Origin of the sequence: Escherichia sp. E4385 (genome assembly GCF_963883145.1) — a bacterium.
Classification (GTDB): domain Bacteria; phylum Pseudomonadota; class Gammaproteobacteria; order Enterobacterales; family Enterobacteriaceae; genus Escherichia.
Genome location: NZ_CAWOOJ010000017.1, coordinates 149,590 through 175,582, shown reverse-complemented (window position 1 = coordinate 175,582; position 25,993 = coordinate 149,590). Strand labels below are relative to the sequence as shown.

Annotated in this window: 22 protein-coding genes; 17 read left to right on the top strand and 5 right to left on the bottom strand. The window is 52.1% G+C overall.

Annotation, left to right across the window (positions count from 1 at the left end):
- Nucleotides 1-74: 74 nt before the first annotated feature.
- On the top strand, nucleotides 75-2,627 hold the full coding sequence (gene mrcA / locus AACS80_RS17895) for a peptidoglycan glycosyltransferase/peptidoglycan DD-transpeptidase MrcA (protein ID WP_130208973.1): 2,553 nt from the start codon (nucleotides 75-77) through the stop codon (nucleotides 2,625-2,627).
- 166 nt (nucleotides 2,628-2,793) lie between these two features.
- Here mrcA and nudE read toward each other — a convergent pair whose 3' ends face one another.
- Nucleotides 2,794-3,354 (bottom strand): ADP compounds hydrolase NudE, encoded by a 561-nt coding sequence (nudE, locus tag AACS80_RS17890; RefSeq protein WP_105268146.1) that lies wholly within the window; start codon nucleotides 3,352-3,354, stop codon nucleotides 2,794-2,796.
- Nucleotides 3,355-3,676: 322 nt separating this feature from the next.
- On the opposite strand from nudE, the gene igaA reads away from it, so the two are divergent.
- From igaA to hslO, 4 genes are all read left to right on the top strand, one after another.
- Nucleotides 3,677-5,812, top strand: coding sequence for an intracellular growth attenuator protein IgaA (gene igaA, locus AACS80_RS17885; protein WP_130261026.1), 2,136 nt, complete (start codon nucleotides 3,677-3,679; stop codon nucleotides 5,810-5,812).
- A 64-nt stretch (nucleotides 5,813-5,876) separates the two neighbouring features.
- On the top strand, nucleotides 5,877-6,545 hold the full coding sequence (gene yrfG / locus AACS80_RS17880) for a GMP/IMP nucleotidase (RefSeq protein ID WP_130208977.1): 669 nt from the start codon (nucleotides 5,877-5,879) through the stop codon (nucleotides 6,543-6,545).
- A 10-nt stretch (nucleotides 6,546-6,555) separates the two neighbouring features.
- Nucleotides 6,556-6,957 (top strand): ribosome-associated heat shock protein Hsp15, encoded by a 402-nt coding sequence (gene hslR, locus AACS80_RS17875; protein ID WP_000660493.1) that lies wholly within the window; start codon nucleotides 6,556-6,558, stop codon nucleotides 6,955-6,957.
- Between the two features lie 24 nt (nucleotides 6,958-6,981).
- Nucleotides 6,982-7,860 (top strand): Hsp33 family molecular chaperone HslO, encoded by an 879-nt coding sequence (hslO, locus tag AACS80_RS17870; RefSeq protein WP_130208979.1) that lies wholly within the window; start codon nucleotides 6,982-6,984, stop codon nucleotides 7,858-7,860.
- Nucleotides 7,861-7,989: 129 nt separating this feature from the next.
- Here the strand turns inward: hslO and AACS80_RS17865 are convergent, their stop codons facing one another.
- A complete protein-coding gene (locus AACS80_RS17865; protein ID WP_138183901.1) occupies nucleotides 7,990-9,750 on the bottom strand; it encodes a DUF4153 domain-containing protein in 1,761 nt (586 codons plus the stop codon).
- Between the two features lie 378 nt (nucleotides 9,751-10,128).
- Here AACS80_RS17865 and pckA point away from each other — a divergent pair, with 378 nt between their 5' ends.
- The 3 genes from pckA to nadS all read left to right on the top strand — a co-directional run bounded on the left by pckA (nucleotide 10,129) and on the right by nadS (nucleotide 12,540).
- Nucleotides 10,129-11,751: a phosphoenolpyruvate carboxykinase (ATP) gene (gene pckA / locus AACS80_RS17860; protein WP_130208983.1), complete on the top strand. Its 1,623-nt coding sequence runs from the start codon at nucleotides 10,129-10,131 to the stop codon at nucleotides 11,749-11,751.
- Between the two features lie 116 nt (nucleotides 11,752-11,867).
- A complete protein-coding gene (locus AACS80_RS17855; protein ID WP_130208985.1) occupies nucleotides 11,868-12,185 on the top strand; it encodes a type II toxin-antitoxin system RelE/ParE family toxin in 318 nt (105 codons plus the stop codon).
- 58 nt (nucleotides 12,186-12,243) lie between these two features.
- Entirely contained in the window at nucleotides 12,244-12,540 is a 297-nt protein-coding gene (gene nadS, locus AACS80_RS17850) for a NadS family protein (RefSeq protein WP_130208987.1), read from the top strand.
- Nucleotides 12,541-12,570: 30 nt separating this feature from the next.
- Here nadS and envZ read toward each other — a convergent pair whose 3' ends face one another.
- On the bottom strand, nucleotides 12,571-13,923 hold the full coding sequence (gene envZ / locus AACS80_RS17845) for a two-component system sensor histidine kinase EnvZ (RefSeq protein WP_130208989.1): 1,353 nt from the start codon (nucleotides 13,921-13,923) through the stop codon (nucleotides 12,571-12,573).
- Nucleotides 13,920-14,639 carry an osmolarity response regulator transcription factor OmpR gene (ompR, locus tag AACS80_RS17840; protein ID WP_001157751.1) on the bottom strand — a complete coding sequence of 240 codons (720 nt, stop codon included), beginning with the start codon at nucleotides 14,637-14,639 and terminating at the stop codon, nucleotides 13,920-13,922. The genes envZ and ompR overlap by 4 nt, the downstream gene beginning before the upstream one ends.
- A gap of 227 nt (nucleotides 14,640-14,866) precedes the next feature.
- On the opposite strand from ompR, the gene greB reads away from it, so the two are divergent.
- From greB to rpnA, 6 genes are all read left to right on the top strand, one after another.
- Entirely contained in the window at nucleotides 14,867-15,343 is a 477-nt protein-coding gene (gene greB / locus AACS80_RS17835) for a transcription elongation factor GreB (RefSeq protein WP_167852431.1), read from the top strand.
- Between the two features lie 96 nt (nucleotides 15,344-15,439).
- The gene (locus AACS80_RS17830; RefSeq protein ID WP_135410770.1) at nucleotides 15,440-17,761 is read left to right on the top strand and encodes a Tex family protein; all 2,322 of its coding nucleotides are present in this window, start codon (nucleotides 15,440-15,442) and stop codon (nucleotides 17,759-17,761) included.
- A gap of 456 nt (nucleotides 17,762-18,217) precedes the next feature.
- A complete protein-coding gene (gene feoA / locus AACS80_RS17825; RefSeq protein ID WP_001200455.1) occupies nucleotides 18,218-18,445 on the top strand; it encodes a ferrous iron transporter A in 228 nt (75 codons plus the stop codon).
- A 16-nt stretch (nucleotides 18,446-18,461) separates the two neighbouring features.
- Nucleotides 18,462-20,783 carry a Fe(2+) transporter permease subunit FeoB gene (gene feoB / locus AACS80_RS17820; protein WP_130261029.1) on the top strand — a complete coding sequence of 774 codons (2,322 nt, stop codon included), beginning with the start codon at nucleotides 18,462-18,464 and terminating at the stop codon, nucleotides 20,781-20,783.
- 10 nt (nucleotides 20,784-20,793) lie between these two features.
- Entirely contained in the window at nucleotides 20,794-21,030 is a 237-nt protein-coding gene (gene feoC, locus AACS80_RS17815; RefSeq protein WP_000157586.1) for a [Fe-S]-dependent transcriptional repressor FeoC, read from the top strand.
- Between the two features lie 202 nt (nucleotides 21,031-21,232).
- Nucleotides 21,233-22,111 (top strand): recombination-promoting nuclease RpnA, encoded by an 879-nt coding sequence (rpnA, locus tag AACS80_RS17810; protein ID WP_135410769.1) that lies wholly within the window; start codon nucleotides 21,233-21,235, stop codon nucleotides 22,109-22,111.
- Nucleotides 22,112-22,139: 28 nt separating this feature from the next.
- On the opposite strand, the gene bioH is transcribed toward rpnA, so the two are convergent.
- A complete protein-coding gene (gene bioH, locus AACS80_RS17805; protein ID WP_135410768.1) occupies nucleotides 22,140-22,910 on the bottom strand; it encodes a pimeloyl-ACP methyl ester esterase BioH in 771 nt (256 codons plus the stop codon).
- A gap of 37 nt (nucleotides 22,911-22,947) precedes the next feature.
- Between bioH and gntX the strand changes: the two genes are divergently transcribed.
- The 3 genes from gntX to gntT all read left to right on the top strand — a co-directional run bounded on the left by gntX (nucleotide 22,948) and on the right by gntT (nucleotide 25,921).
- Entirely contained in the window at nucleotides 22,948-23,631 is a 684-nt protein-coding gene (gntX, locus tag AACS80_RS17800) for a DNA utilization protein GntX (protein WP_130209003.1), read from the top strand.
- A gap of 58 nt (nucleotides 23,632-23,689) precedes the next feature.
- Nucleotides 23,690-24,265 carry a Fe-S biogenesis protein NfuA gene (nfuA, locus tag AACS80_RS17795; protein ID WP_000619389.1) on the top strand — a complete coding sequence of 192 codons (576 nt, stop codon included), beginning with the start codon at nucleotides 23,690-23,692 and terminating at the stop codon, nucleotides 24,263-24,265.
- A 339-nt stretch (nucleotides 24,266-24,604) separates the two neighbouring features.
- Nucleotides 24,605-25,921 (top strand): gluconate transporter, encoded by a 1,317-nt coding sequence (gene gntT / locus AACS80_RS17790; RefSeq protein WP_001131743.1) that lies wholly within the window; start codon nucleotides 24,605-24,607, stop codon nucleotides 25,919-25,921.
- The last annotated feature ends 72 nt before the right edge of the window (nucleotides 25,922-25,993 follow it).

The window sequence follows — 25,993 nt, the reverse complement described above, 5'->3', positions numbered from 1 at the left end:
GCGTCTGGCTTGCCTTTATACTACCGCGCGTTTGTTTATAAACTGCCCAAATGAAACCAAATCGGAAATTTCCAGTGAAGTTCGTAAAGTATTTATTGATCCTTGCAGTCTGTTGCATTCTGCTGGGAGCAGGCTCGATTTATGGCCTCTACCGCTACATCGAGCCACAACTGCCGGATGTGGCGACATTAAAAGATGTTCGCCTGCAAATTCCGATGCAGATTTACAGCGCCGATGGCGAGCTAATTGCGCAATATGGTGAAAAGCGTCGTATTCCGGTTACGTTGGATCAAATCCCGCCGGAAATGGTGAAAGCCTTTATCGCGACTGAGGACAGCCGCTTTTATGAGCATCACGGCGTTGACCCGGTGGGGATCTTCCGTGCGGCAAGTGTGGCGTTGTTCTCTGGTCACGCGTCACAAGGGGCGAGTACCATTACCCAGCAACTGGCGAGAAACTTCTTCCTCAGTCCGGAACGCACGCTGATGCGTAAGATTAAGGAAGTCTTCCTCGCGATTCGTATTGAACAGTTGCTGACTAAAGACGAGATCCTCGAGCTTTATCTGAACAAGATTTACCTCGGTTACCGCGCCTATGGTGTCGGTGCTGCGGCACAAGTCTATTTCGGTAAAACGGTCGACCAACTGACGCTGAACGAAATGGCGGTGATTGCCGGGCTGCCAAAAGCCCCATCCACTTTCAACCCGCTCTACTCAATGGATCGCGCCGTCGCGCGGCGTAACGTTGTGCTGTCGCGTATGTTGAGCGAAGGGTATATCACCCAGCAGCAATACGATCAGACGCGTAGTGAGCCGATTAACGCCAATTATCACGCGCCGGAAATTGCCTTCTCGGCGCCGTATCTCACCGAAATGGTGCGTCAGGAGATGTATAGCCGTTACGGCGAAAGCGCTTATGAAGACGGTTATCGCATTTACACCACCATTACCCGCAAAGTTCAGCAGGCCGCGCAGCAAGCGGTACGTAACAACGTGCTGGACTACGACATGCGTCACGGTTATCGCGGCCCGGCTAATGTGCTGTGGAAAGTAGGTGAGACGGCGTGGGACACCAAAAAGATAACCAATACTCTGAAAGCGTTGCCGACTTACGGTCCGCTGCTGCCTGCCGCAGTTACCAGCACCAATCCGCAGGAAGCGACAGCGATGCTGGCTGACGGAACGTCCGTAACGTTGCGTATGGAAGGCGTTCGCTGGGCGCGTCCTTACCGTTCAGACACTCAACAGGGACCGACGCCACGTAAAGTGACTGATGTGGTGCAAACGGGTCAGCAAATCTGGGTTCGCCAGGTTGGCGATGCCTGGTGGCTGGCGCAGGTGCCAGAGGTGAACTCGGCGCTTGTGTCGATCAATCCGCAAAACGGTGCCGTCATGGCGCTGGTTGGTGGCTTTGACTTCAACCAGAGCAAGTTTAACCGCGCAACTCAGGCGCTGCGTCAGGTGGGTTCGAATATCAAACCGTTCCTCTACACCGCTGCAATGGATAAAGGTCTGACGCTGGCAAGTATGCTGAACGATGTGCCGATTTCCCGCTGGGACGCCGGTGCTGGTTCTGACTGGGAGCCGAAAAACTCACCGCCGCAATATGCCGGTCCAATCCGTTTACGTCAGGGACTGGGTCAGTCGAAGAACGTAGTGATGGTGCGTGCAATGCGGGCTATGGGCGTCGACTACGCTGCAGAGTATCTGCAACGCTTCGGCTTCCCGGCGCAAAACATTGTTCATACCGAATCGCTGGCGCTGGGTTCCGCGTCCTTCACGCCGCTGCAGGTGGCGCGCGGCTATGCAGTAATGGCGAACGGTGGCTTCCTGGTGGATCCGTGGTTTATCAGCAAAATTGAAAACGACCAGGGCGGCGTGATTTTCGAAGCGAAACCGAAAGTAGCTTGCCCGGAATGCGATATCCCGGTGATTTATGGCGATACGCAAAAATCGAACGTGCTGGAAAATAACGACGTTGAAGACGTGGCTATCTCCCGCGAGCAGCAAAATGTTTCGGTGCCGATGCCGCAACTGGAGCAAGCTAATCAGACATTAGTCGCGAAGACCGGCGCGCAGGAGTATGCACCGCACGTTATCAGCACTCCGCTGGCATTCCTGATTAAGAGCGCACTGAACACCAATATCTTTGGTGAACCAGGCTGGCAAGGTACTGGCTGGCGCGCAGGTCGTGATTTGCAACGTCATGATATCGGCGGGAAAACCGGGACCACCAACAGCTCGAAGGATGCATGGTTCTCGGGTTACGGACCAGGCGTAGTAACCTCAGTATGGATTGGCTTTGACGACCACCGTCGTAATCTCGGTCATACCACGGCTTCCGGGGCAATTAAAGATCAGATCTCTGGTTACGAAGGTGGTGCTAAAAGCGCGCAGCCTGCATGGGACGCTTATATGAAAGCCGTTCTGGAAGGCGTACCGGAACAACCGCTGACGCCGCCGCCGGGTATTGTGACGGTGAATATCGATCGCAGCACTGGGCAACTGGCCAGCGGCGGCAACAGCCGCGAAGAGTACTTCATTGAAGGTACACAGCCTACACAGCAAGCGGTGCGCGAGGTGGGAACGACCATTATCGATAATGGTGAGGCACAGGAATTGTTCTGATTAAAAAGGCGCTTCGGCGCCTTTTTAGTTTGCTGGCAAAGTGCGCGTTGTTCATGCCGGATGCGGCATGAACGCCTTATCCGGCATGCAAAATCTTGAAAACTCAATACATTGCAGGAATCCCGTAGGCCTGATATGTATGACGCATCAGGCAAGATCTACGTATTTACAACCGCCCCTGCCCCTTCAACCACTCACGTACCAGGAACAGCGCGCTGACATTGCGCGCTTCATTGAAGTCAGGCTCTTCGAGCAAATCCATCATATGCGCCAGCGGCCAGCGAACCTGCGGTAGCGGCTCCGGCTCATCGCCTTCCAGCGATTCCGGGTAGAGATCTTGCGCCACCACAATATTCATTTTGCTGGAAAAGTAAGACGGCGCCATGCTGAGTTTCTTCAAAAAAGTCAGATCGTTCGCACCAAATCCCACTTCTTCTTTTAGCTCGCGGTTAGCTGCTTCGTAGACGCTTTCACCGGGATCAATCAGCCCTTTCGAAAACCCTAACTCGTAGGATTCAGTTCCCACCGCGTACTCGCGAATCAGGATCAGATGGTCGTCCACAATAGGCACAATCATCACCGCTTCCCTGTTGGTTGGACGCATTCGTTCATAAACACGCCGCACGCCATTGCTGAACTCCAGATCCACGCTTTCGACGGTAAACAGTCGGGAACGGGCTACAGTTTCAACATTCAGAATGGTGGGTTTTTGTAATGATTTTCTCATTGTGGAATCTTTTGCAGTGAAATCAGTATTTATTGTGCGATATCGGACACCGTTTCGGCAATGTGAATTGCATGTTATTTACATTTATGCAACCTGACAAATAATCGTTCTCAAATCAAATTAAAAGTCAATAGGTTGAAATAACTCCAGGAATTTGCTGATATTCCGCCCTCAGAGGGTTTGCTATGATCAGCGGTTACTGGGATGCGCTTAATGATGCTCAAGTTCAACTCCACGCTTGCCGATAGCCAACCGCAGAATCCTATATTGTGTCCAGGGTGCGAATAATCACGCCTGACAAATTAAGTAAGATGGGGAAAGCATGAGCACCATTGTGATTTTTTTAGCTGCTTTGCTGGCCTGCTCACTACTTGCGGGATGGCTGATAAAAACCCGCACCAGGCGGCGACAATTGCCCTGGGCTAACGCCTTCGCTGATGCGCAAACGCGCAAACTCACTTCTGAAGAACGTAGCGCCGTTGAAAATTATCTCGAAAGCCTGACGCAGATTTTGCAGGTTCCCGGCCCGACGGGGGCCAGCACGGCGCCTGTCTCTCTGACGCTGAACGCCGAAAGCAATAATGTGATGATGCTGACGCACGCTATCACACGTTATGGCATCTCTACCGACGATCCCAATAAATGGCGCTACTACCTTGACTCGGTAGAAGTCCACCTGCCGCCTTTCTGGGAGCAGTACATCAACGACGAAAACACCGTTGAACTGATTTATACCGACTCACTCCCATTAGTCATTTCACTCAACGGCCATACGCTGCAAGAGTATATGCAGGAGACTCGCGGTTACACGTTACAACCTATTCCATCAACGCAGGCATCGATTCGCGGTGAAGAGAGCGAACAAATTGAGTTGCTCAACATTCGCCAGGAAACGCACGAAGAGTATGCACTTAGCCGCCCACGAGGATTGCGGGAAGCGCTGCTGATTGTCGCCTCATTCCTGATGTTCTATTTCTGCCTGGTGACCCCAGATGTATTTGTCCCGTGGTTGGTTGGCGGCGCGCTACTGCTGCTGGGCGCGGGCCTGTGGGGATTATATGCGCCACCTGCCAAATCCTCTCTAAGGGAAATCCACTGCCTGCGTGGGACACCGCGTCGCTGGGGGCTGTTTGGTGAAAACTCTCAGGAACAGATTAACAATATTTCGCTTGGTATTATCGATCTGGTCTACCCCGCGCACTGGCAACCTTACATTGCCCAGGATCTCGGACAACAAACCGATATCGATATCTACCTCGACCGTCACGTCGTGCGCCAGGGGCGCTATCTTTCGCTGCATGACGAAGTAAAAAACTTCCCGTTGCAGCACTGGCTACGCAGCACGGTTATCGCAGCCGGTTCGCTGATAGTCTTGTTTATGCTGCTGTTCTGGATCCCACTGGATATGCCGCTGAAATTCACTCTCTCGTGGATGAAAGGCGCGCAGACTATTGAGGCCACCAGTGTTAAACAACTTGCGGACGCTGGCGTACGCGTAGGCGATACCTTACGTCTAAGTGGTACAGGCATGTGTAATATCCGCACTTCCGGCACCTGGAGCGCGAAAACCAATTCACCGTTTTTGCCGTTTGACTGCTCGCAAATCATCTGGAATGACGCCCGTTCATTGCCATTACCGGAATCGGAACTGGTTAACAAAGCTACGGCGTTGACCGAAGCAGTAAACCGTCAACTGCACCCTAAACCGGAAGATGAATCACGCGTCAGTGCCTCATTACGTTCTGCGATTCAGAAATCCGGCATGGTTTTGCTTGATGACTTTGGCGACATCGTACTGAAGACAGCAGATCTCTGTGCAGCCAAAGATGATTGTGTGCGCTTAAAAAACGCCCTGGTGAATCTTGGCAACAGTAAGGACTGGGACGCACTGGTGAAACGCGCCAACGCAGGAAAACTTGATGGTGTGAATGTATTACTCCGCCCGGTGAGCGCAGAATCGCTGGATAATCTGGTGGCGACTTCCACCGCACCGTTTATCACTCATGAAACGGCGCGAGCGGCACAATCACTGAATAGCCCAGCGCCTGGCGGCTTCCTGATTGTCAGCGACGAAGGCAGCGATTTTGTCGATCAACCGTGGCCAGCAGCCTCACTTTATGACTACCCGGCGCAAGAACAATGGAACGCTTTCCAGAAGCTGGCGCAAATGTTGATGCATACACCGTTTAACGCCGAGGGGATCGTCACCAATATTTTCACCGATGCCAACGGCACGCAGCATATCAGCTTGCACCCTATTCCGGACCGTTCTGGCCTGTGGCGCTATCTCGGCACCACATTACTGCTACTGACGATGTTCGGCTGTGCCATCTATAATGGCGTGCAGGCCTGGCGTCGTTACCAGCGTCATCGCACCCGCATGATGGAGATTAAGGAATATTACGAAAGCTGCCTGAATCCGACGCTGCTCACGTCTTCAGAAAGCCTCATCGAATAACACGTTTGCGCGGCAGGTTATGCTACCCTGTCGCGCAAATTGCTTCACTCTGGAGATTTCCCCCATGCATATCAACATTGCCTGGCAGGACGTAGACACCGTTCTGCTGGATATGGACGGCACGTTGCTCGACCTCGCCTTCGATAACTATTTTTGGCAAAAGCTGGTGCCTGAAACATGGGGCGCGAAAAACGGTGTTACGCCACAGGAAGCAATGGAATATATGCGCCGGCAATATCACGACGTGCAGCATACGCTAAACTGGTACTGTCTTGATTACTGGAGCGAGCAACTGGGTCTGGATATCTGTGCGATGACCACCGAGATGGGGCCGCGTGCTGTGTTGCGTGAAGATACTATTCCGTTTCTCGAAGCGCTGAAAGCCAGCGGCAAGCAGCGTATTTTGCTCACTAACGCCCATCCACATAACCTGGCCGTTAAACTTGAGCATACGGGTCTGGACGCACACCTTGATTTATTACTTTCCACCCACACATTTGGTTATCCGAAAGAGGATCAGCGGTTATGGCATGCGGTGGCCGAAGCTACGGGTCTGAAAGCTGAAAGAACGCTGTTTATTGATGACAGCGAAGCCATTCTCGATGCTGCCGCGCAATTTGGTATTCGTTACTGTCTCGGCGTCACCAACCCTGACTCTGGAATAGCCGAAAAACAGTATGAACGCCATCCGTCACTGAATGACTACCGCCGCCTGATCCCCTCGCTAATGTGAAGGAGACGCCATGAAAGAAAAACCGGCTGTTGAGGTTCGACTGGATAAATGGCTATGGGCCGCCCGTTTTTATAAAACCCGCGCGCTGGCCCGCGAAATGATTGAAGGCGGTAAGGTGCATTACAACGGGCAACGCAGCAAGCCGAGTAAAGTCGTCGAGCTGAATGCCACGCTCACGCTGCGCCAGGGAAATGACGAACGAACGGTGATTGTAAAGGCGATTACTGAACAGCGTCGCCCCGCCAGCGAGGCGGTCTTGTTGTATGAAGAGACTGCGGAAAGTGTAGAGAAACGCGAAAAAATGGCACTGGCACGTAAACTTAATGCCTTAACCATGCCGCACCCGGACCGGCGCCCGGACAAAAAAGAGCGCCGTGACCTGTTACGATTTAAACACGGCGACAGTGAATAACTGTCACCTGCAAGAGAGATGATTATGCCGCAACATGACCAATTACATCGCTATCTGTTTGAAAACTTTGCCGTTCGCGGCGAACTGGTAACCGTTTCGGAAACCCTGCAACAGATCCTTGAGAATCACGATTATCCGCAGCCGGTGAAAAACGTGCTGGCAGAACTGCTGGTCGCGACCAGCCTGTTGACCGCTACGCTGAAGTTTGATGGTGATATCACCGTACAGCTGCAAGGCGACGGTCCGATGAATCTGGCGGTTATTAACGGTAACAACAAACAGCAAATGCGTGGTGTGGCGCGCGTGCAGGGCGAAATTCCAGAAAATGCCGACCTGAAAACGCTGGTCGGCAATGGTTACGTGGTGATCACCATTACCCCGAGCGAAGGCGAACGCTATCAGGGCGTGGTTGGTCTGGAAGGTGATACCCTGGCGGCTTGCCTGGAAGATTACTTTATGCGTTCTGAACAGCTGCCGACGCGCCTGTTTATTCGCACCGGTGACGTAGACGGCAAACCGGCTGCGGGCGGTATGTTGTTGCAGGTAATGCCTGCGCAAAATGCCCAGCAAGACGACTTCGACCACCTGGCGACGCTGACCGAAACCATCAAAACTGAAGAGCTGCTGACGTTACCGGCAAACGAAGTTTTGTGGCGCTTATACCACGAAGAAGAGGTGACGGTTTACGATCCGCAGGATGTTGAGTTCAAATGCACCTGCTCGCGTGAACGTTGCGCAGGCGCGCTGAAAACGCTGCCGGATGAAGAAGTTGATAGCATCCTCGCGGAAGAAGGCGAAATTGACATGCATTGTGATTACTGTGGTAACCACTATCTGTTCAATGCAATGGATATTGCCGAGATCCGCAACAATGCGTCTCCGGCAGATCCGCAGGTTCATTAATCCCATGTCCGGCAGAGATGACTCTGCCGGACATCATGACTAAATTGCCTGATGCGCTGCACTTATCTGGCCTACGGATTAAATGCAATTTATCGCAGGTAAGATAAGGCGCCGTATCCAAACGCGCTGTCACTCATTCAGATTCAAATCCAGCGTTTCACCATCCACCGTAAGATCGCGCCACACTTTAGGCTTCGTCCCCAGTTTTCCATCCTTCGCCGCTGTGAGTAATTTCTCTTTCGTTATTACACGCGGGAGTGAACTCATCGTAATCTCTTTCCATTCTTTCCATTCTTTCCATTCTTTCCATTCTTTCCATTCTTTCCCGGCAGGATCAATACCATAGACAATGTATCTTTCATCATTAAAGGCAAACAGGATCCGCTCTGCCCTACCATCACTATTCAGATCTTGCTCTACCAGCACGCAGGCATCTTTTTCAATACATATCATTGCGTTATAGCGATTTTTCATCACTACCGACCAGAATGTCGTATCAGGTTTGCCAGAACCTGGGGCAATAAATACATTATCAGCTAATGCTTTTTCCGATATCTGCTGCTGAAGACGTTGCACTCCATCAAACGCCATCAGCAGACCCCGCCTGCGTTTCGGGTCTTTCATATACTCGACATCGCTTTTCAGCGACTCAAGCGCTGCATGCCCATAGCGACCGCTATGTTCGAGCATGTAGATACTTACCTGGTCTGGCGTGTTCTTGCCACTCTGATAACGCGCCATATGGCTGTTCACGCTAATGCGCATACTGTCCAGCACCGGTGAATTAAGAAGCACCAGTATCACCAGCACCAATAACGAAACCGTAAGGTTCACTTTGCCCTGAAGAACAAGGGGATTTTGCCCTTTACGCCAGGCAATACTGACGAAATACCCCAGCGACCAGACCAGTAACACCACCACCGCCAGTGCGCCGTGCAAGCGTTCGGTAGTCCAGCCGTATTGAGCGACCCGCATCCATATAGCCCAGGCGGCGATCAACACATAGAGCGGCGCCACCAGCAGAGACGTTTTTATCAGGCAACGCAACGGGCCAGTCCAGGGAAGCGTTGCTTTTTGCGGATCGCGGACAATGGCCATTAAGAGCAACTGCAAAAAGGCCAGAGTTAAAAGCAGCCCAGCGGCGGAGATGTGGCGGGAAATCGTATTCAAACCAGCAAAGGGCAAAGTGATAATAAACAGCAGCGTCAGCAGTGAAACCAGTGGTAGCAAACCTGTGGCGATTAACGTGAAGAGCTTTTGAATAGAGGCGATTAACCGCGATTGAGTCCGCGCAAGAATGACTGCCAGCGCGGTAACCAGGCCCAGCGTAAGATACATAAACCAGTCGGTTGAAAAAAAGAGGGTACTGAAAAACGTGATGCCAACAAGTTTAAATAACTCACTCCACAGTAAAAGTACCAGCCATGTCAGACCATTAGTGATCAAAATCACCATCAATATTAGAGCGTTATGCCACGCTGACTGGTAAAAAAAGCTATAGTTCGTTCGCTCTTTTCTGTCGTGCAAATTCAGTTGTACCCAAGGCAATAACAACATCGCCATTAACAGCAGATAACAACCAAATTCCCAGAGTTCCTGGTCCGCTCGCCAGGGACTCATGCCATCAATTTGCCACTTCAGCCAGCCGCTCATCGCCAGGGTGGCAATAAATACCAGCGCCAGCCACCCCCACAAACGCTTCTGTTTGAAGGATTCCACGGTGAATAACAAAACGGATGAAAGCGCCACAGTCGCAGGAATGCCGTAAACAAGCCAGTTGTTATTGTCCACAGCCAGCCAGGTTATCAGAAAATAGCAAACCAGCCCCTGGATTAATCCAGTGGCGACCATTCCCCACCGTGTTGCAGGTGAAATTTCAACGTTATCCATGTTCGTGATCCGGAATCAAAAGGAAGGTTAATTATTGCATTCAGGCAGTACTAATATTTATTTTAAGAAAAATTTACAAAAAAATTTGCGGTGGTGAATCGATACTTTACTGATTGATTTTACATAAATTTCAATCAAGAATGAGATTTAACTCACATTATAATGGCCAATTAAACTAACATTTAACCTTTTAGGAACATTTTCCACACCTGGAATGCTATTTCTGCGATAATAGCAACCGTTTCGTGACAGGAATCACGGAGTTTTTTGTCAAATATGAATTTCTCCAGATGCGTAAATCTATGAGCCTTGTCGCGGTTAACACCCCCAAAAAGACTTTACTATTCAGGCAATACATATTGGCTAAGGAGCAGTGAAATGCGCGTTAACAATGGTTTGACCCCGCAAGAACTCGAGGCTTATGGTATCAGTGACGTACATGATATCGTTTACAACCCAAGCTACGACCTGCTGTATCAGGAAGAGCTCGATCCGAGCCTGACAGGTTATGAGCGCGGGGTGTTAACTAATCTGGGTGCCGTTGCCGTGGATACCGGGATCTTCACCGGGCGTTCACCAAAAGATAAGTATATCGTCCGTGACGATACGACTCGCGATACCTTCTGGTGGGCAGACAAAGGCAAAGGTAAGAACGACAACAAACCTCTCTCTCCGGAAACCTGGCAACATCTGAAAGGCCTGGTGACCAAACAGCTTTCCGGCAAACGCCTGTTCGTGGTTGATGCTTTCTGTGGCGCTAACCCGGATACTCGCCTTTCCGTACGTTTCATCACCGAAGTGGCCTGGCAAGCGCATTTCGTCAAGAACATGTTTATTCGCCCGAGTGATGAAGAGCTGGAAGGTTTCAAACCTGACTTTATCGTCATGAACGGCGCGAAGTGCACCAACCCGCAGTGGAAAGAACAGGGTCTGAACTCTGAAAACTTCGTGGCGTTTAACCTCACCGAGCGCATGCAGCTGATTGGTGGCACCTGGTACGGCGGCGAAATGAAGAAAGGGATGTTCTCAATGATGAACTACCTGCTGCCGCTGAAAGGTATCGCTTCTATGCACTGCTCCGCCAACGTTGGCGAGAAAGGCGATGTTGCGGTGTTCTTCGGCCTTTCCGGCACCGGTAAAACCACCCTTTCCACCGACCCGAAACGTCGCCTGATTGGCGATGACGAGCACGGCTGGGACGATGACGGTGTGTTTAACTTCGAAGGCGGCTGCTACGCGAAAACCATTAAACTGTCGAAAGAAGCAGAGCCAGAAATCTATGGCGCTATCCGTCGCGATGCACTGCTGGAAAACGTCACTGTACGTGAAGATGGCACCATCGACTTTGATGATGGTTCAAAAACCGAGAACACCCGCGTTTCTTATCCGATCTATCACATCGATAACATCGTTAAGCCAGTTTCCAAAGCGGGCCACGCGACTAAAGTTATCTTCCTGACCGCAGATGCTTTTGGCGTACTGCCGCCGGTTTCTCGCCTGACTGCCGATCAAACTCAGTACCACTTCCTCTCAGGCTTCACCGCCAAACTGGCTGGTACAGAGCGTGGCATCACCGAACCGACACCAACCTTCTCTGCCTGCTTCGGCGCGGCATTCCTGTCGCTGCACCCAACTCAGTACGCAGAAGTGCTGGTAAAACGTATGCAGGCAGCGGGCGCGCAGGCATATCTGGTTAACACTGGCTGGAACGGCACTGGCAAACGTATCTCCATTAAAGATACCCGCGCCATTATCGACGCCATCCTCAACGGTTCGCTGGATAACGCAGAAACCTTCACTCTGCCGATGTTTAACCTGGCGATCCCGACCGAACTGCCGGGCGTAGACACGAAGATCCTCGATCCGCGTAACACCTACGCTTCCCCGGAACAGTGGCAGGAAAAAGCTGAAACGCTGGCGAAACTGTTTATCGACAACTTCGACAAATACACCGACACCCCAGCGGGTGCCGCGCTGGTAGCGGCTGGTCCTAAGCTGTAATCGGTTAATATTTCACTGGCCCCTTATCCAAACGGATAAGGGGTTTTTTTATATCTAATTAGCTACCAATATGTACATGGTACACTTATAATTATCAATAGACCGCAGGATGCATTATGTTCACGTTTATTGAACTACAAGGATTTAGCAAACGCCGCCAGTTATTGTTGCCTGATGATGAGTTCCGGGCTTTTCAGGAACTACTCATTCAAGATCCAAGTGCCGGTGACATTATCGCGGGCACAGGCAGTTTCAGAAAAATTCGCTGGAACCGTTCTGGTATGGGGAAACGGGGTGGCATTCGGATAATTTATTACAACGTGACACGCAATGGCCGAATTTATCTGGCGTTGATTTATCCTAAAAATGAACAGGATGATTTAACAGAAGAACAAAGAAAGGCATTGAAACTATTGTCCGAGAAGCTGCTTTAATGTTGAAGCTCCACAAATTCCACCATGGCCGAAATGCCAACGGAGACATTGAAAACAGATGAAAGATGAATTATTTGCTGATCTTCTTGCCAGCGCAGAAGAAATGGTACGCATCGAAAAGGGTGAAAAAACGCCTGAACCAGAGCACGTCCATACTTTTAGCGAAATCGATGTAAAAGCGATCCGTGAAGCAACTGGCTTACGCCAGCAAGATTTTGCTGTCGCCGTAGGGGTAAGTTATGACCTGGTAAAAAGCTGGGAAACCAAACGCCGTCAACCTACCGGAGCACCTCGAAAATTGCTCCTGCTTTTGCAAGCGAATCCTTTCATTATCAATCAATTGAAAACAATCTAAAAACGGGAGGTACCTTCGCCTCCCGTTTATTTACCCTTCTTTTGTCGTGCCCTGCGCCCGCGTTACCGGTAATGGCAGCCAGGCGCGAATGGAAAGCCCGCCCCGCTCGCTGGTGCCAAGCTCCAGCATCCCGTTATGGTTATCCACGATACGCTGCACAATCGCCAGGCCTAGTCCCGTGCCGCTAATGGTGCGCGCACTGTCGCCGCGGACAAAAGGCTGGAACAGATGCTTACGCTGTTCAGGCTCGATACCCGGACCGTCGTCTTCCACCTGGAACCAGGCGCGATTTGGCTCCGTTCCGCTGCTGACTTTAATCCAGCCATTGCCGTAACGGGCAGCGTTCACCACCATATTCGCCACCGCACGTTTGATTGACAGCGGATGCATTTTCACTTCTATGCAGTCAGGATAAAGCGCGGTATCAATTTCACGCTCATAGCCACTTTCCGCGGCAATCACCTCACCAAGCACCGCATTAAGATCCGCCAGTTCCATTGGCATCTCCTGCCCGGTGCGCAGGTAGTCGATAAACTGCTCAATGATGGCGTTGCACTCTTCGATATCTTTGTTGATCGATTCCGCCAGGTAGCCATCCTGCTCGCTCATCATCTCGGTCGCCAGGCGAATACGCGTCAGTGGCGTGCGCAGGTCATGACTTACCCCTGCCATCAGCAGCGTGCGGTCATCCGCCAGTTGCTTAACACCAGCCGCCATATGGTTGAAGGCTCGGGTAACCGAACGCACCTCTGAAGCGCCATATTCACGCAGCGGCGGCGGAATAATCCCTTTACCGACCTGCAAAGCAGCATGTTCGAGATCGACCAACGGTCGGTTCTGAATACGAATAAACAGCCACGCCCCGCCAATCGCCATCAGCATAATCGCCAGCGTATAGCGGAACAGCGGGGAGAAATCGCCCTGATGAATTTCGGTCAGCGGCACGCGTACCCAGATATTGGGCGACAGCCAGGTTTTCAGCCAGACAACAGGCGAGCTTTTGTTAACCTCGACGCGAACTTCCGTCGGACCGCCCAGCTGCTGCGCCATCTGATGGCTTAAGAATTCATAGTGTTGCGCCCAACGCAGCCCGGCCTCTTCGGCAGCTTCGTTGGAATAGAGAGAGATCCCCAGCTCACGGTAGATCTCCCGACGGAAAGCGGGAGGCACAACCAGCTGCGTGCCGTCCTCCAGTTGCAGTTTGTCGGTCATCAACATACGCACTTCGTACGCGAGGACTTTATTAAACTGCTGGAGGCTCGGCAAAATCGCGAAGTTCAGCACCACCAGATAAGTCGTCACCAGGCTGACGAACAGCAAGGTGACGATGAGCAATAACGTGCGGGCAAATGAACTTCGTGGCGAGAAGCGCAATCGCCTCATGCTTTAGAACCGTCCGGCACGAAAACATAGCCCAGACCCCAAACGGTCTGAATGTAACGCGGATGCGCCGGATCTTCTTCCACCATGCGGCGCAGACGAGAGATCTGCACGTCGATGGAACGTTCCATTGCGGAATATTCACGGCCACGGGCAAGGTTCATCAGCTTATCGCGGGAGAGCGGCTCACGCGGGTGGCTGACCAGCGCCTTCAGAACCGCAAATTCACCGCTGGTCAGCGGCATCGGTTCATCTTCGCGGAACATTTCACGCGTACCCAGGTTAAGTTTGAACTTACCGAAAGCAATCACAGCTTCTTCCTGTGACGGCGCACCCGGCAGTTCATTCGCCTGACGACGCAGCACCGCACGGATGCGGGCCAGCAATTCACGCGGGTTAAATGGTTTTGGAATGTAATCGTCAGCACCAATTTCCAGGCCAACGATACGGTCAACTTCTTCCCCTTTCGCCGTTACCATAATGATCGGCATCGGATTACTCTGGCTACGAAGACGTCGGCAAATCGACAAACCATCTTCACCAGGTAACATCAAATCCAGTACCATAAGATGGAAAGATTCACGAGTCAGCAGGCGATCCATCTGTTCTGCATTAGCGACGCTTCGAACCTGGAAGCCTTGTTCGGTGAGATAACGCTCCAGCAGCGCACGCAAGCGCATGTCGTCATCGACCACCAGAATCTTGTAGTTCTCTTGCATTGTTTGTACTCCCAAAGGTTCGCAACAATTTGTAAGCGTGTATTCTTAAAAAAGCTCACGTTCGTCACCAGCTAAATCTGGTATGAATTTCAGCCTAAATTGTTACAAAGCATATTAAACAGCGGCTTAAGTATACAATTTATTCAGCGAAACATTATTGATTCTGTTGATATGATCACGTTATACCCAATGTGCGCATTATCAAACAGACAAAGGGAATCAACGAGATGAAAACGCCCCTGGTTACCCGGGAAGGGTATGAAAAACTCAAACAAGAGCTAAATTATCTCTGGCGTGAAGAGCGCCCGGAAGTCACAAAGAAGGTGACCTGGGCCGCAAGTCTGGGCGACCGCAGCGAAAATGCTGACTATCAGTATAATAAAAAGCGCCTGCGTGAAATCGACCGTCGTGTGCGCTATCTCACTAAATGCATGGAAAATCTCAAAATCGTCGATTACTCGCCCCAGCAGGAAGGTAAAGTTTTCTTTGGCGCGTGGGTAGAGATTGAAAACGATGATGGCGTGATTCACCGTTTCCGTATCGTCGGCTACGATGAAATCTTTGGCCGTAAAGATTACATCTCTATCGATTCCCCGATGGCCCGCGCATTGCTGAAAAAAGAGGTGGGCGATCTGGCGGTGGTGAATACCCCTGCCGGGGAAGCGAGCTGGTATGTTAATGCTATCGAGTACGTGAAACCGTAAGGAAGAGTCTTAACCTCCTGCCGATGGCTGGCATTTTTGCCAGCCAGTCCGTATAACTATCCCCTGATTTTTGATCCGAAAAGATGAACTCAAACCATGATGAATGATTCGTTCTGCCGCATTATTGCGGGTGAAATCCAGGCGCGCCCGGAACAGGTTGACGCTGCCGTTCGCCTGCTTGACGAAGGGAATACCGTGCCGTTTATCGCACGTTATCGTAAGGAAATCACCGGCGGTCTGGATGACACGCAGCTGCGTAATCTGGAAACGCGTCTGAGCTATCTGCGCGAGCTGGAAGAGAGACGTCAGGCTATTCTCAAGTCCATTTCTGAGCAAGGTAAACTCACCGACGAGCTGGCGAATGCCATCAACGCTACCTTGAGCAAAACCGAACTCGAAGACCTTTACCTGCCCTACAAACCGAAACGTCGTACCCGCGGGCAAATCGCCATTGAAGCAGGGCTTGAGCCGTTGGCTGACCTACTGTGGAGCGATCCATCACACACGCCAGAAGTCGCCGCTGCACAATATGTTGATGCCGATAAAGGCGTGGCAGATACCAAAGCCGCGTTGGACGGCGCGCGTTATATCCTGATGGAACGCTTTGCCGAAGATGCCGCGCTGCTGGCGAAAGTGCGTGATTATCTGTGGAAGAACGCGCATCTGGTGTCGACCGTAGTGAACGGTAAAGAAGAGGAAGGCGCGAAATTCCGCGACTATTTCGATCATCACGAACCGCTGTCAACGGTGCCTTCTCACCGCGCGCTGGCGATGTTCCGTGGGCGTAACGAAGGTGTACTCCAGCTTTCGCTGAATGCCGATCCGCAGTTCGACGAGCCGCCGAAAGAGAGCTATTGCGAGCAAATCATCATGGATCATCTCGGCCTGCGCCTGAACAATGCCCCGGCGGATAGCTGGCGCAAAGGCGTGGTGAGCTGGACGTGGCGCATCAAGGTGCTGATGCACCTGGAAACAGAACTGATGGGAACCGTGCGCGAACGTGCGGAAGATGAAGCGATTAATGTCTTTGCCCGTAACCTGCACGATCTGCTGATGGCGGCCCCTGCCGGACTGCGTGCGACGATGGGCCTCGATCCGGGTCTGCGTACCGGGGTAAAAGTAGCGGTGGTCGACGCAACGGGCAAACTGGTAGCAACCGATACCATTTATCCGCACACCGGACAGGCCGCAAAGGCGGCGATGACCGTTGCCGCCCTGTGTGAAAAACATAATGTTGAACTGGTAGCGATCGGTAACGGTACGGCTTCCCGCGAAACCGAGCGTTTCTATCTTGATGTCCAGAAGCAGTTCCCGAAGGTTACCGCGCAGAAAGTGATCGTCAGCGAAGCTGGCGCGTCGGTTTACTCGGCTTCCGAGCTGGCAGCGCAGGAGTTCCCGGATCTCGACGTTTCTCTGCGTGGCGCAGTATCTATCGCCCGCCGTTTGCAGGATCCGCTGGCAGAGCTGGTGAAAATCGATCCGAAATCTATCGGCGTTGGTCAGTATCAGCATGACGTCAGCCAGACGCAGCTGGCCCGCAAGCTGGATGCAGTAGTAGAAGACTGCGTAAACGCCGTTGGCGTTGATCTGAATACTGCTTCTGTTCCGCTGTTAACTCGCGTGGCGGGCCTGACGCGCATGATGGCGCAAAACATCGTGGCCTGGCGCGATGAAAATGGTCAGTTCCAGAACCGTCAGCAACTGTTAAAAGTGAGCCGTCTGGGGCCGAAAGCCTTCGAACAGTGCGCGGGCTTCTTGCGCATTAACCACGGCGATAACCCGCTGGACGCCTCTACCGTTCACCCGGAAGCCTATCCGGTGGTGGAACGCATTCTGGCAGCAACACAGCAGGCGCTGAAAGATCTGATGGGTAACAGCAGCGAACTGCGTAACCTGAAAGCGTCTGATTTCACCGATGAGAAATTCGGTGTGCCGACAGTAACCGACATCATCAAAGAGCTGGAAAAACCGGGTCGCGATCCGCGTCCGGAATTTAAAACCGCTCAGTTTGCTGATGGCGTCGAAACGATGAACGACCTGCAGCCGGGTATGATCCTCGAAGGTGCTGTCACCAACGTCACCAATTTTGGTGCTTTTGTTGATATCGGCGTACATCAGGACGGCCTGGTTCACATCTCTTCTTTGTCGAACAAGTTTGTGGAAGATCCGCATACCGTGGTGAAAGCAGGCGACATTGTGAAGGTGAAAGTGCTGGAAGTGGATCTTCAGCGTAAACGTATCGCCCTGACCATGCGTCTGGACGAGCAGCCTGGCGAAACCAACGCTCGTCGCGGCGGCGGTAACGATCGCCCGCAAAACAACCGCCCGGCAGCCAAACCGCGTGGGCGTGAAGCGCAGCCTGCCGGTAATAGCGCGATGATGGATGCGCTGGCAGCGGCAATGGGCAAAAAGCGTTAAACGCTCCGACTGGCCTACGGTTCGAATTTGCACGAAATCGTAGGCCAGATAAGGCGTTCACGCCACATCTGGCAACGAACGCCTTGCCTGACATAAAAATGCCGGAGAATATCTCCGGCATTTTTATTCCGCAACGAAACTCACACTATATTTCGTTAATATTTATCACAAAATTAACAATTGAAACCTTAATAAAACATTAAGCAGCCATAATAATTCGTCCTCCGAATTATATTTTTGCTCCGATATAACCTTGAGCCACATCAACATTCACGCAGATTATTATCTAAACCAACATTCGCACACATTTTAAGTATTGCTGATAGAAACCATTCTCATTATCATTGTACTGTTGATTATTTAATCTCTCCTTCGTTGGCAAATCATCTGGTCCCATGTCGCTGTCAAACGCCCCATGAGGTAGTTATCCAGTTAATGAGAAACAAGTAGGCACCTATGCAATACACTCCAGATACTGCGTGGAAAATCACTGGCTTTTCCCGTGAAATCAGCCCGGCATATCGTCAGAAGCTGCTTTCTCTTGGCATGTTACCTGGCTCCTCTTTTAATGTGGTGCGCGTCGCTCCACTCGGCGATCCCATTCATATCGAAACCCGTCGTGTAAGCCTGGTATTACGCAAAAAAGATCTGGCCTTATTAGAAGTGGAAGCGGTTTCCTGTTAATACGGTGATAACAACAATGAAAAAATTAACCATTGGCTTAATTGGTAATCCAAATTCTGGCAAGACAACCTTATTTAACCAGCTCACCGGAGCACGTCAGCGTGTAGGAAACTGGGCTGGCGTTACCGTCGAACGTAAAGAGGGTCAGTTTTCCACCACCGATCATCAGGTCACGCTGGTGGACCTGCCCGGTACTTATTCTCTGACTACTATTTCATCGCAGACGTCGTTGGACGAGCAAATCGCCTGCCACTACATTTTGAGTGGCGACGCCGATCTGCTGATTAACGTGGTGGATGCGTCTAACCTTGAGCGTAACCTGTATCTGACGCTACAACTGCTGGAACTCGGTATTCCCTGCATCGTGGCGCTGAACATGCTCGACATTGCCGAGAAGCAAAATATTCGCATTGAAATTGATGCGCTGTCGGCGCGTCTTGGCTGCCCGGTGATCCCGCTGGTTTCCACGCGTGGTCGCGGTATCGAAGCTCTGAAACTGGCGATTGACCGCTACAAAGCCAACGACAATGTAGAACTGGTGCATTACGCACAGCCGCTGCTCAACGAAGCAGATTCACTGGCAAAAGTGATGCCGTCCGACATTCCGCTCAAACAGCGTCGCTGGCTGGGTCTGCAAATGCTGGAAGGCGATATCTACAGCCGCGCCTACGCCGGTGAAGCGTCGCAGCATCTGGATGCCGCCCTCGCCCGTCTGCGTAATGAGATGGACGATCCGGCGCTGCATATTGCCGATGCGCGTTACCAGTGTATTGCTGCTATCTGCGATGTGGTAAGCAACACGCTGACGGCAGAACCCAGTCGCTTCACCACGGCAGTGGATAAAATCGTGCTCAACCGTTTCCTCGGGCTGCCGATTTTCCTCTTTGTGATGTACCTGATGTTCCTGCTCGCTATCAACATCGGCGGGGCGTTACAGCCGCTGTTTGACGTCGGCTCCGTGGCGCTATTTGTGCATGGTATTCAGTGGATTGGCTACACGCTCCACTTCCCGGACTGGCTGACTATCTTCCTCGCCCAGGGCCTGGGCGGCGGTATTAACACCGTGCTGCCGCTGGTGCCGCAGATCGGCATGATGTATCTGTTCCTCTCCTTCCTCGAGGACTCCGGTTATATGGCGCGTGCGGCGTTTGTGATGGACCGTCTGATGCAGGCGTTGGGCTTGCCGGGGAAATCCTTTGTGCCGCTGATCGTCGGCTTCGGTTGTAACGTGCCGTCTGTGATGGGTGCGCGAACTCTTGATGCGCCGCGTGAACGCCTGATGACCATTATGATGGCACCGTTTATGTCCTGCGGCGCGCGTCTGGCTATCTTCGCAGTATTTGCGGCTGCCTTCTTCGGGCAGAACGGCGCGCTGGCGGTCTTCTCGCTGTATATGCTGGGTATCGTGATGGCGGTGCTGACTGGCCTGATGCTCAAGTACACCATCATGCGCGGTGAAGCGACGCCGTTTGTCATGGAGCTGCCGGTCTACCACGTACCACACGTTAAGAGTCTGATTATCCAGACCTGGCAGCGTCTGAAAGGCTTCGTGATGCGCGCAGGTAAAGTGATCATCATCGTCAGCATTTTCCTGAGCGCCTTCAACAGCTTCTCGTTGAGCGGGAAAATCGTCGATAACATCAACGACTCGGCACTGGCTTCCGTTAGCCGTGTGATCACCCCGGTCTTCAAACCGATTGGCGTACATGAAGATAACTGGCAGGCAACGGTTGGCCTGTTTACAGGTGCCATGGCGAAAGAAGTGGTGGTGGGTACGCTCAACACTCTCTACACCGCAGAAAATATTCAGGACGAAGAGTTCAATCCAGCAGAATTTAACCTCGGTGAAGAGCTGTTCAGCGCGGTAGATGAAACCTGGCAGAGCCTGAAAGACACCTTCAGTCTTAGCGTACTGATGAACCCCATTGAAGCAAGCAAAGGCGACGGCGAAATGGGTACCGGGGCGATGGGCGTGATGGATCAGAAATTCGGTAGCGCAGCTGCCGCTTACAGCTACCTGATTTTCGTCCTGCTGTATGTACCGTGCATCTCGGTGATGGGAGCCATCGCCCGTGAATCAAGCCGTGGCTGGATGGGCTTCTCCATCCTGTGGGGGCTGAATATCGCTTACTCGCTGGCAACATTGTTCTATCAGGTTGCCAGCTACAGCCAGCATCCAACCTACAGCCTGGTGTGCATTCTGGCGGTTATCCTGTTTAACATCGTGGTTATCGGTTTGCTGCGCCGCGCGCGTAGCCGGGTGGATATCGAACTGCTGGCAACGCGCAAGTCGGTAAGCAGTTGCTGTGCAGCCAGCACCACTGGCGATTGCCACTAAGGATACAGCAATGGCTTCGCTCATTCAGGTGCGTGATTTGCTGGCGTTACGGGGGCGTATGGAAGCGGCCCAGATAAGCCAGACATTGAACACTCCACAGCCAATGATTAACGCCATGCTGCAACAACTGGAAAGTATGGGCAAAGCAGTGCGGATTCAGGAAGAACCTGACGGCTGCCTCTCCGGCAGTTGTAAAAGCTGCCCGGAAGGAAAAGCCTGTCTGCGCGAGTGGTGGGCGCTGCGTTAACCATACTCCATCGCCTGTTTTGAAAAGCCCGGTATGCGTTTGCATCCGGGCTTTTTTGCGTGCGGCTTTCCATAAAAATGCAATTCTTGCAGCGCGACGTAAGTTCCTCTGAAAGCGTCTCGCAGGGATGAAAACTCGCTAATGCACAGGTATGGAGTGGCGCGTAGAGTCGCGGCATTCAAACAACAGGTGAAGGAACGCCATGAGCAAAAAGCAGAGTTCCACCCCACACGATGCGCTGTTCAAACTCTTTTTACGCCAACCGGAGACGGCTCGCGATTTTCTTGCGTTTCATTTACCGGCCCCCATTCACGCGCTTTGTGATATGAAAACCCTCAAGCTGGAGTCGAGCAGCTTTATTGATGACGATCTGCGTGAAAGCTATTCCGACGTGCTGTGGTCGGTGAAAACGGAACAAGGGCCAGGATACATCTATTGCCTGATTGAACATCAAAGCACTTCAAACAAACTGATCGCATTTCGCATGATGCGCTACGCCATTGCCGCAATGCAAAACCACCTGGATGCCGGACACAAAACGTTGCCGATGGTAGTGCCATTGTTGTTTTATCACGGTATTGAAAGCCCCTATCCCTATTCGCTGTGTTGGCTGGATTGTTTTGCCGATCCCAAACTGGCAAGGCAGCTTTATGCCTCTGCATTTCCGCTGATTGATGTCACCGTCATGCCTGATGATGAAATCATGCAGCACCGACGCATGGCGCTGCTGGAGTTAATTCAAAAACATATTCGTCAACGCGACCTGATGGGGCTGGTAGAGCAAATGGCCTGCTTATTAAGTAGTGGATACGCTAATGACAGACAAATCAAAGGGCTGTTTAATTACATACTACAGACTGGCGATGCGGTGCGTTTTAACGATTTTATCGACGGTGTGGCCGAACGTTCACCGAAACATAAGGAGAGTTTAATGACTATTGCGGAAAGATTGCGGCAGGAGGGAGAGCAATCCAAAGCCCTACATATAGCCAAAATAATGCTTGAGTCGGGAGTCCCTCTTGCAGACATCATGCGCTTTACCGGGGTGTCAGAAGAAGAGTTGGCTGCGGCGAGTCAGTAAAGTTCTGTCTCGCCATTTCAAAAGCTGTCTACACCCTCTGCTTCAACGCCACCAGCACGTGACGAAACTCGACCGGATGCGAAATAAACGGCGCATGGGCCGCTTTGGCGAAGATGTATGACTCGCTGTGCGGCCAGAGTTTATCCAGCATCGGCACCACTTTGCGCGGCACCAGACCGTCGAGATAGCCATACAATCGCAAAAACGGCATGGACACGTTTTGCAACGACTGACGGAGATCGACCGTTTTCAGAATTTCCAGTCCGCCATTAAGCACGTCAACCTCCGGCATCGGTAACGCCAGAACGGTTTTCTTCAGCGCTCGCGCATCCTGGCGCGCCGTTTCTGTACCCATGGTTTGTAACGCAAGGAACCGTTCTACTGTGCGCTGAAAATCTTCACTCAGTTGCTGCTGGAAACTTGCCAGCACGTCCGGTTTTATCCCCGGCCACTCGTCACGAGCACTAAAACACGGCGACGATGCCACGGTAACCAACGACTGAACACGCTCGGGATGGGTTAACGCAATCTGGCTTGCCACCAGCCCGCCGAGACTCCAGCCTAGCCAGATAGCTTTGTCCGGCGCCTGTCGCAGCACCACTTCAGCCATATCAGCAAGCGACATCGAACCAAATCCCTGGCTGCGCCCGAAGCCAGGAAGATCAACAAGATGCAACGTAAAATGCGAGCTAAGTTCCTCGTCAATGCAACGCCACACTTCGGCATTCAGTCCCCATCCGTGCAGCAGCACAAGATGAACATTCCCCTGACCTTTGGTCTGCCACCAGATGTTATTCATCCGCTATTGTTCTCTTTTTACTTACAAGGATGAACATATGCTAACAGTACCGGGATTATGCTGGCTATGCCGAATGCCGCTGGCGTTAGGTCACTGGGGGATTTGTTCGGTATGCTCTCGTGCCGCCCGTACAGATAAAACGCTATGCCCACAATGTGGATTACCTGCCACACACTCACATCTTCCTTGCGGTCGCTGCCTGCAAAAACCGCCGCCCTGGCAAAGACTAGTCACGGTCGCCGACTATGCGCCCCCCTTAAGTCCGCTCATCCACCAGCTTAAGTTTTCGCTACGCAGCGAAATCGCCAGCGCCCTGTCACGTCTGTTACTATTAGAAGTCTTACACGCCCGTCGGACTACCGGATTACAACTGCCGGATCGCATCGTCAGCGTCCCGTTATGGCAGCGCCGTCACTGGCGTCGGGGGTTTAATCAGAGCGACTTGCTGTGTCAGCCGTTATCACGCTGGTTGAATTGCCAATGGGATAGCGAAGCCGTCATGCGTACACGAGCCACTGCGACCCAGCATTTCCTCAGCGCCCGACTACGCAGACGCAATCTGAAGAATGCTTTTCGCCTTGAATTGCCCGTGCAAGGTCGCCATATGGTGATTGTGGATGATGTCGTTACCACCGGAAGTACCGTCGCAGAGATTGCGCAGCTGCTTTTACGCAATGGTGCGGCGACAGTCCAGGTCTGGTGCCTTTGTCGAACCTTGTAGAGCCTCGATGATGGGCGTATTATAACCAACTAAAATAGTCAACTATTAGGCCATTACTATGATCCGTATTTCCGATGCTGCACAAGCGCACTTTGCCAAACTGCTGGCAAACCAGGAAGAAGGGACACAAATCCGCGTATTTGTGATTAACCCTGGCACGCCTAACGCTGAATGTGGTGTTTCTTATTGTCCGCCGGACGCTGTGGAAGCCACCGATACCGCCCTGAAATTTGACCTGCTGACCGCGTATGTTGATGAGTTAAGCGCACCTTACCTGGAAGATGCAGAGATTGATTTTGTTACCGACCAGTTGGGTTCTCAGCTGACGCTGAAAGCACCAAACGCCAAAATGCGTAAAGTGGCTGACGATGCGCCGCTGATGGAGCGTGTGGAGTACATGCTGCAATCGCAGATCAACCCGCAACTTGCCGGTCACGGTGGTCGCGTTTCGCTGATGGAAATCACCGAAGACGGCTACGCCATTCTGCAATTCGGTGGCGGCTGTAACGGTTGTTCTATGGTCGATGTGACGCTGAAAGAAGGGATCGAGAAGCAGCTGCTGAACGAATTCCCGGAGCTGAAAGGTGTACGCGATCTCACCGAACACCAGCGCGGCGAGCACTCTTACTACTAAGTTACCCTCTCTTTTGTAGATTGCCCGATGCGACGCTAAAGCGTCTTTTCGGGCCGTCTGCCAGGCATTGGCTCGGCAAATCCATCCCTTCGTTTCCCCGCGATAATATGACCAACCTCTCATAATTTAAATTTACCCCGCTCTGGTGATTCTCAAGCACGCAATGTTACCCGTATCATTCCTATGGGCACCAAACACACTCATAACATTTGACTACACTAATTCGTTTTAGGAGTCATCAGCCGTGGTGCCGTTGTATCTCTGTTCCCAGTTGGGACAACCAGGATTTGTCGTCAGAAACTTGACGTTACCCATAACAAATTAAAGGCCAGGTAAATCATGCCATTAGTCATTGTTGCTATCGGTGTAATCTTGTTATTACTCCTGATGATCCGCTTCAAAATGAACGGCTTCATCGCCCTCGTCCTGGTGGCGCTTGCTGTTGGATTAATGCAAGGGATGCCGCTGGATAAAGTTATTGGCTCTATCAAAGCCGGTGTCGGCGGGACGCTCGGCAGCCTTGCCCTGATCATGGGTTTTGGCGCGATGCTGGGCAAAATGCTGGCAGACTGTGGCGGTGCACAACGTATCGCCACCACGCTGATTGCCAAATTTGGTAAAAAACATATCCAGTGGGCCGTGGTACTAACCGGTTTTACCGTTGGTTTTGCCCTGTTCTATGAAGTGGGCTTCGTACTGATGCTGCCGCTGGTGTTCACCATCGCCGCGGCGGCAAATATCCCGCTGCTGTATGTTGGTGTACCGATGGCCGCTGCGCTGTCTGTCACCCACGGCTTCCTGCCGCCGCATCCGGGCCCGACTGCGATTGCTACCATTTTCAACGCCGATATGGGTAAAACCCTGCTGTACGGTACCATTCTGGCAATCCCGACCGTGATTCTCGCGGGTCCGGTTTACGCTCGCGTGCTGAAAGGTATCGATAAGCCAATCCCGGAAGGTCTGTACAGCGCGAAAACCTTCAGCGAAGAAGAGATGCCGAGCTTTGGCGTCAGCGTCTGGACTTCTCTGGTGCCAGTTGTGCTGATGGCGATGCGTGCGATTGCCGAAATGATCCTGCCGAAAGGTCACGCTTTCCTGCCGGTGGCGGAGTTCCTCGGTGACCCGGTAATGGCTACGCTGATTGCCGTGCTGATTGCGATGTTCACCTTTGGTCTGAACCGTGGCCGTTCAATGGATCAGATTAACGACACGCTGGTTTCTTCCATCAAAATCATTGCGATGATGCTGTTGATCATCGGCGGTGGCGGTGCGTTCAAGCAGGTGCTGGTAGACAGCGGCGTGGACAAATACATTGCTTCCATGATGCACGAAACCAACATTTCTCCGCTGCTGATGGCATGGTCGATTGCTGCCGTACTGCGTATCGCGCTGGGTTCCGCAACCGTTGCGGCAATCACTGCGGGGGGTATCGCGGCGCCGCTGATTGCAACGACGGGCGTTAGCCCAGAGCTGATGGTTATTGCGGTTGGTTCCGGTAGTGTGATTTTCTCGCACGTGAACGATCCGGGCTTCTGGCTGTTCAAAGAGTACTTTAACCTGACTATCGGCGAGACCATCAAATCCTGGTCGATGCTGGAAACCATTATCTCGGTGTGCGGTCTGGTAGGCTGTCTGCTGCTGAATATGGTGATTTGATAATACTGATGGCCGGATGCGGCGTGAACGCCTTATCCGGCCTACGATTCGGCATTAATTAGTAGGCCGGAT

Excerpts from the sequence above, each read along its gene's own strand:
- nudE (WP_105268146.1), bottom strand. The coding sequence starts at position 3,354 with ATGAGAAAATCATTACAAAAACCCACCATTCTGAATGTTGAAACTGTA.
- igaA (WP_130261026.1), top strand. The coding sequence starts at position 3,677 with ATGAGCACCATTGTGATTTTTTTAGCTGCTTTGCTGGCCTGCTCACTA.
- yrfG (WP_130208977.1), top strand. The coding sequence starts at position 5,877 with ATGCATATCAACATTGCCTGGCAGGACGTAGACACCGTTCTGCTGGAT.
- hslR (WP_000660493.1), top strand. The coding sequence starts at position 6,556 with ATGAAAGAAAAACCGGCTGTTGAGGTTCGACTGGATAAATGGCTATGG.
- hslO (WP_130208979.1), top strand. The coding sequence starts at position 6,982 with ATGCCGCAACATGACCAATTACATCGCTATCTGTTTGAAAACTTTGCC.
- AACS80_RS17865 (WP_138183901.1), bottom strand. The coding sequence starts at position 9,750 with ATGGATAACGTTGAAATTTCACCTGCAACACGGTGGGGAATGGTCGCC.
- pckA (WP_130208983.1), top strand. The coding sequence starts at position 10,129 with ATGCGCGTTAACAATGGTTTGACCCCGCAAGAACTCGAGGCTTATGGT.
- AACS80_RS17855 (WP_130208985.1), top strand. The coding sequence starts at position 11,868 with ATGTTCACGTTTATTGAACTACAAGGATTTAGCAAACGCCGCCAGTTA.
- nadS (WP_130208987.1), top strand. The coding sequence starts at position 12,244 with ATGAAAGATGAATTATTTGCTGATCTTCTTGCCAGCGCAGAAGAAATG.
- envZ (WP_130208989.1), bottom strand. The coding sequence starts at position 13,923 with ATGAGGCGATTGCGCTTCTCGCCACGAAGTTCATTTGCCCGCACGTTA.
- ompR (WP_001157751.1), bottom strand. The coding sequence starts at position 14,639 with ATGCAAGAGAACTACAAGATTCTGGTGGTCGATGACGACATGCGCTTG.
- greB (WP_167852431.1), top strand. The coding sequence starts at position 14,867 with ATGAAAACGCCCCTGGTTACCCGGGAAGGGTATGAAAAACTCAAACAA.
- AACS80_RS17830 (WP_135410770.1), top strand. The coding sequence starts at position 15,440 with ATGATGAATGATTCGTTCTGCCGCATTATTGCGGGTGAAATCCAGGCG.
- feoA (WP_001200455.1), top strand. The coding sequence starts at position 18,218 with ATGCAATACACTCCAGATACTGCGTGGAAAATCACTGGCTTTTCCCGT.
- feoB (WP_130261029.1), top strand. The coding sequence starts at position 18,462 with ATGAAAAAATTAACCATTGGCTTAATTGGTAATCCAAATTCTGGCAAG.
- feoC (WP_000157586.1), top strand. The coding sequence starts at position 20,794 with ATGGCTTCGCTCATTCAGGTGCGTGATTTGCTGGCGTTACGGGGGCGT.
- rpnA (WP_135410769.1), top strand. The coding sequence starts at position 21,233 with ATGAGCAAAAAGCAGAGTTCCACCCCACACGATGCGCTGTTCAAACTC.
- bioH (WP_135410768.1), bottom strand. The coding sequence starts at position 22,910 with ATGAATAACATCTGGTGGCAGACCAAAGGTCAGGGGAATGTTCATCTT.
- gntX (WP_130209003.1), top strand. The coding sequence starts at position 22,948 with ATGCTAACAGTACCGGGATTATGCTGGCTATGCCGAATGCCGCTGGCG.
- nfuA (WP_000619389.1), top strand. The coding sequence starts at position 23,690 with ATGATCCGTATTTCCGATGCTGCACAAGCGCACTTTGCCAAACTGCTG.
- gntT (WP_001131743.1), top strand. The coding sequence starts at position 24,605 with ATGCCATTAGTCATTGTTGCTATCGGTGTAATCTTGTTATTACTCCTG.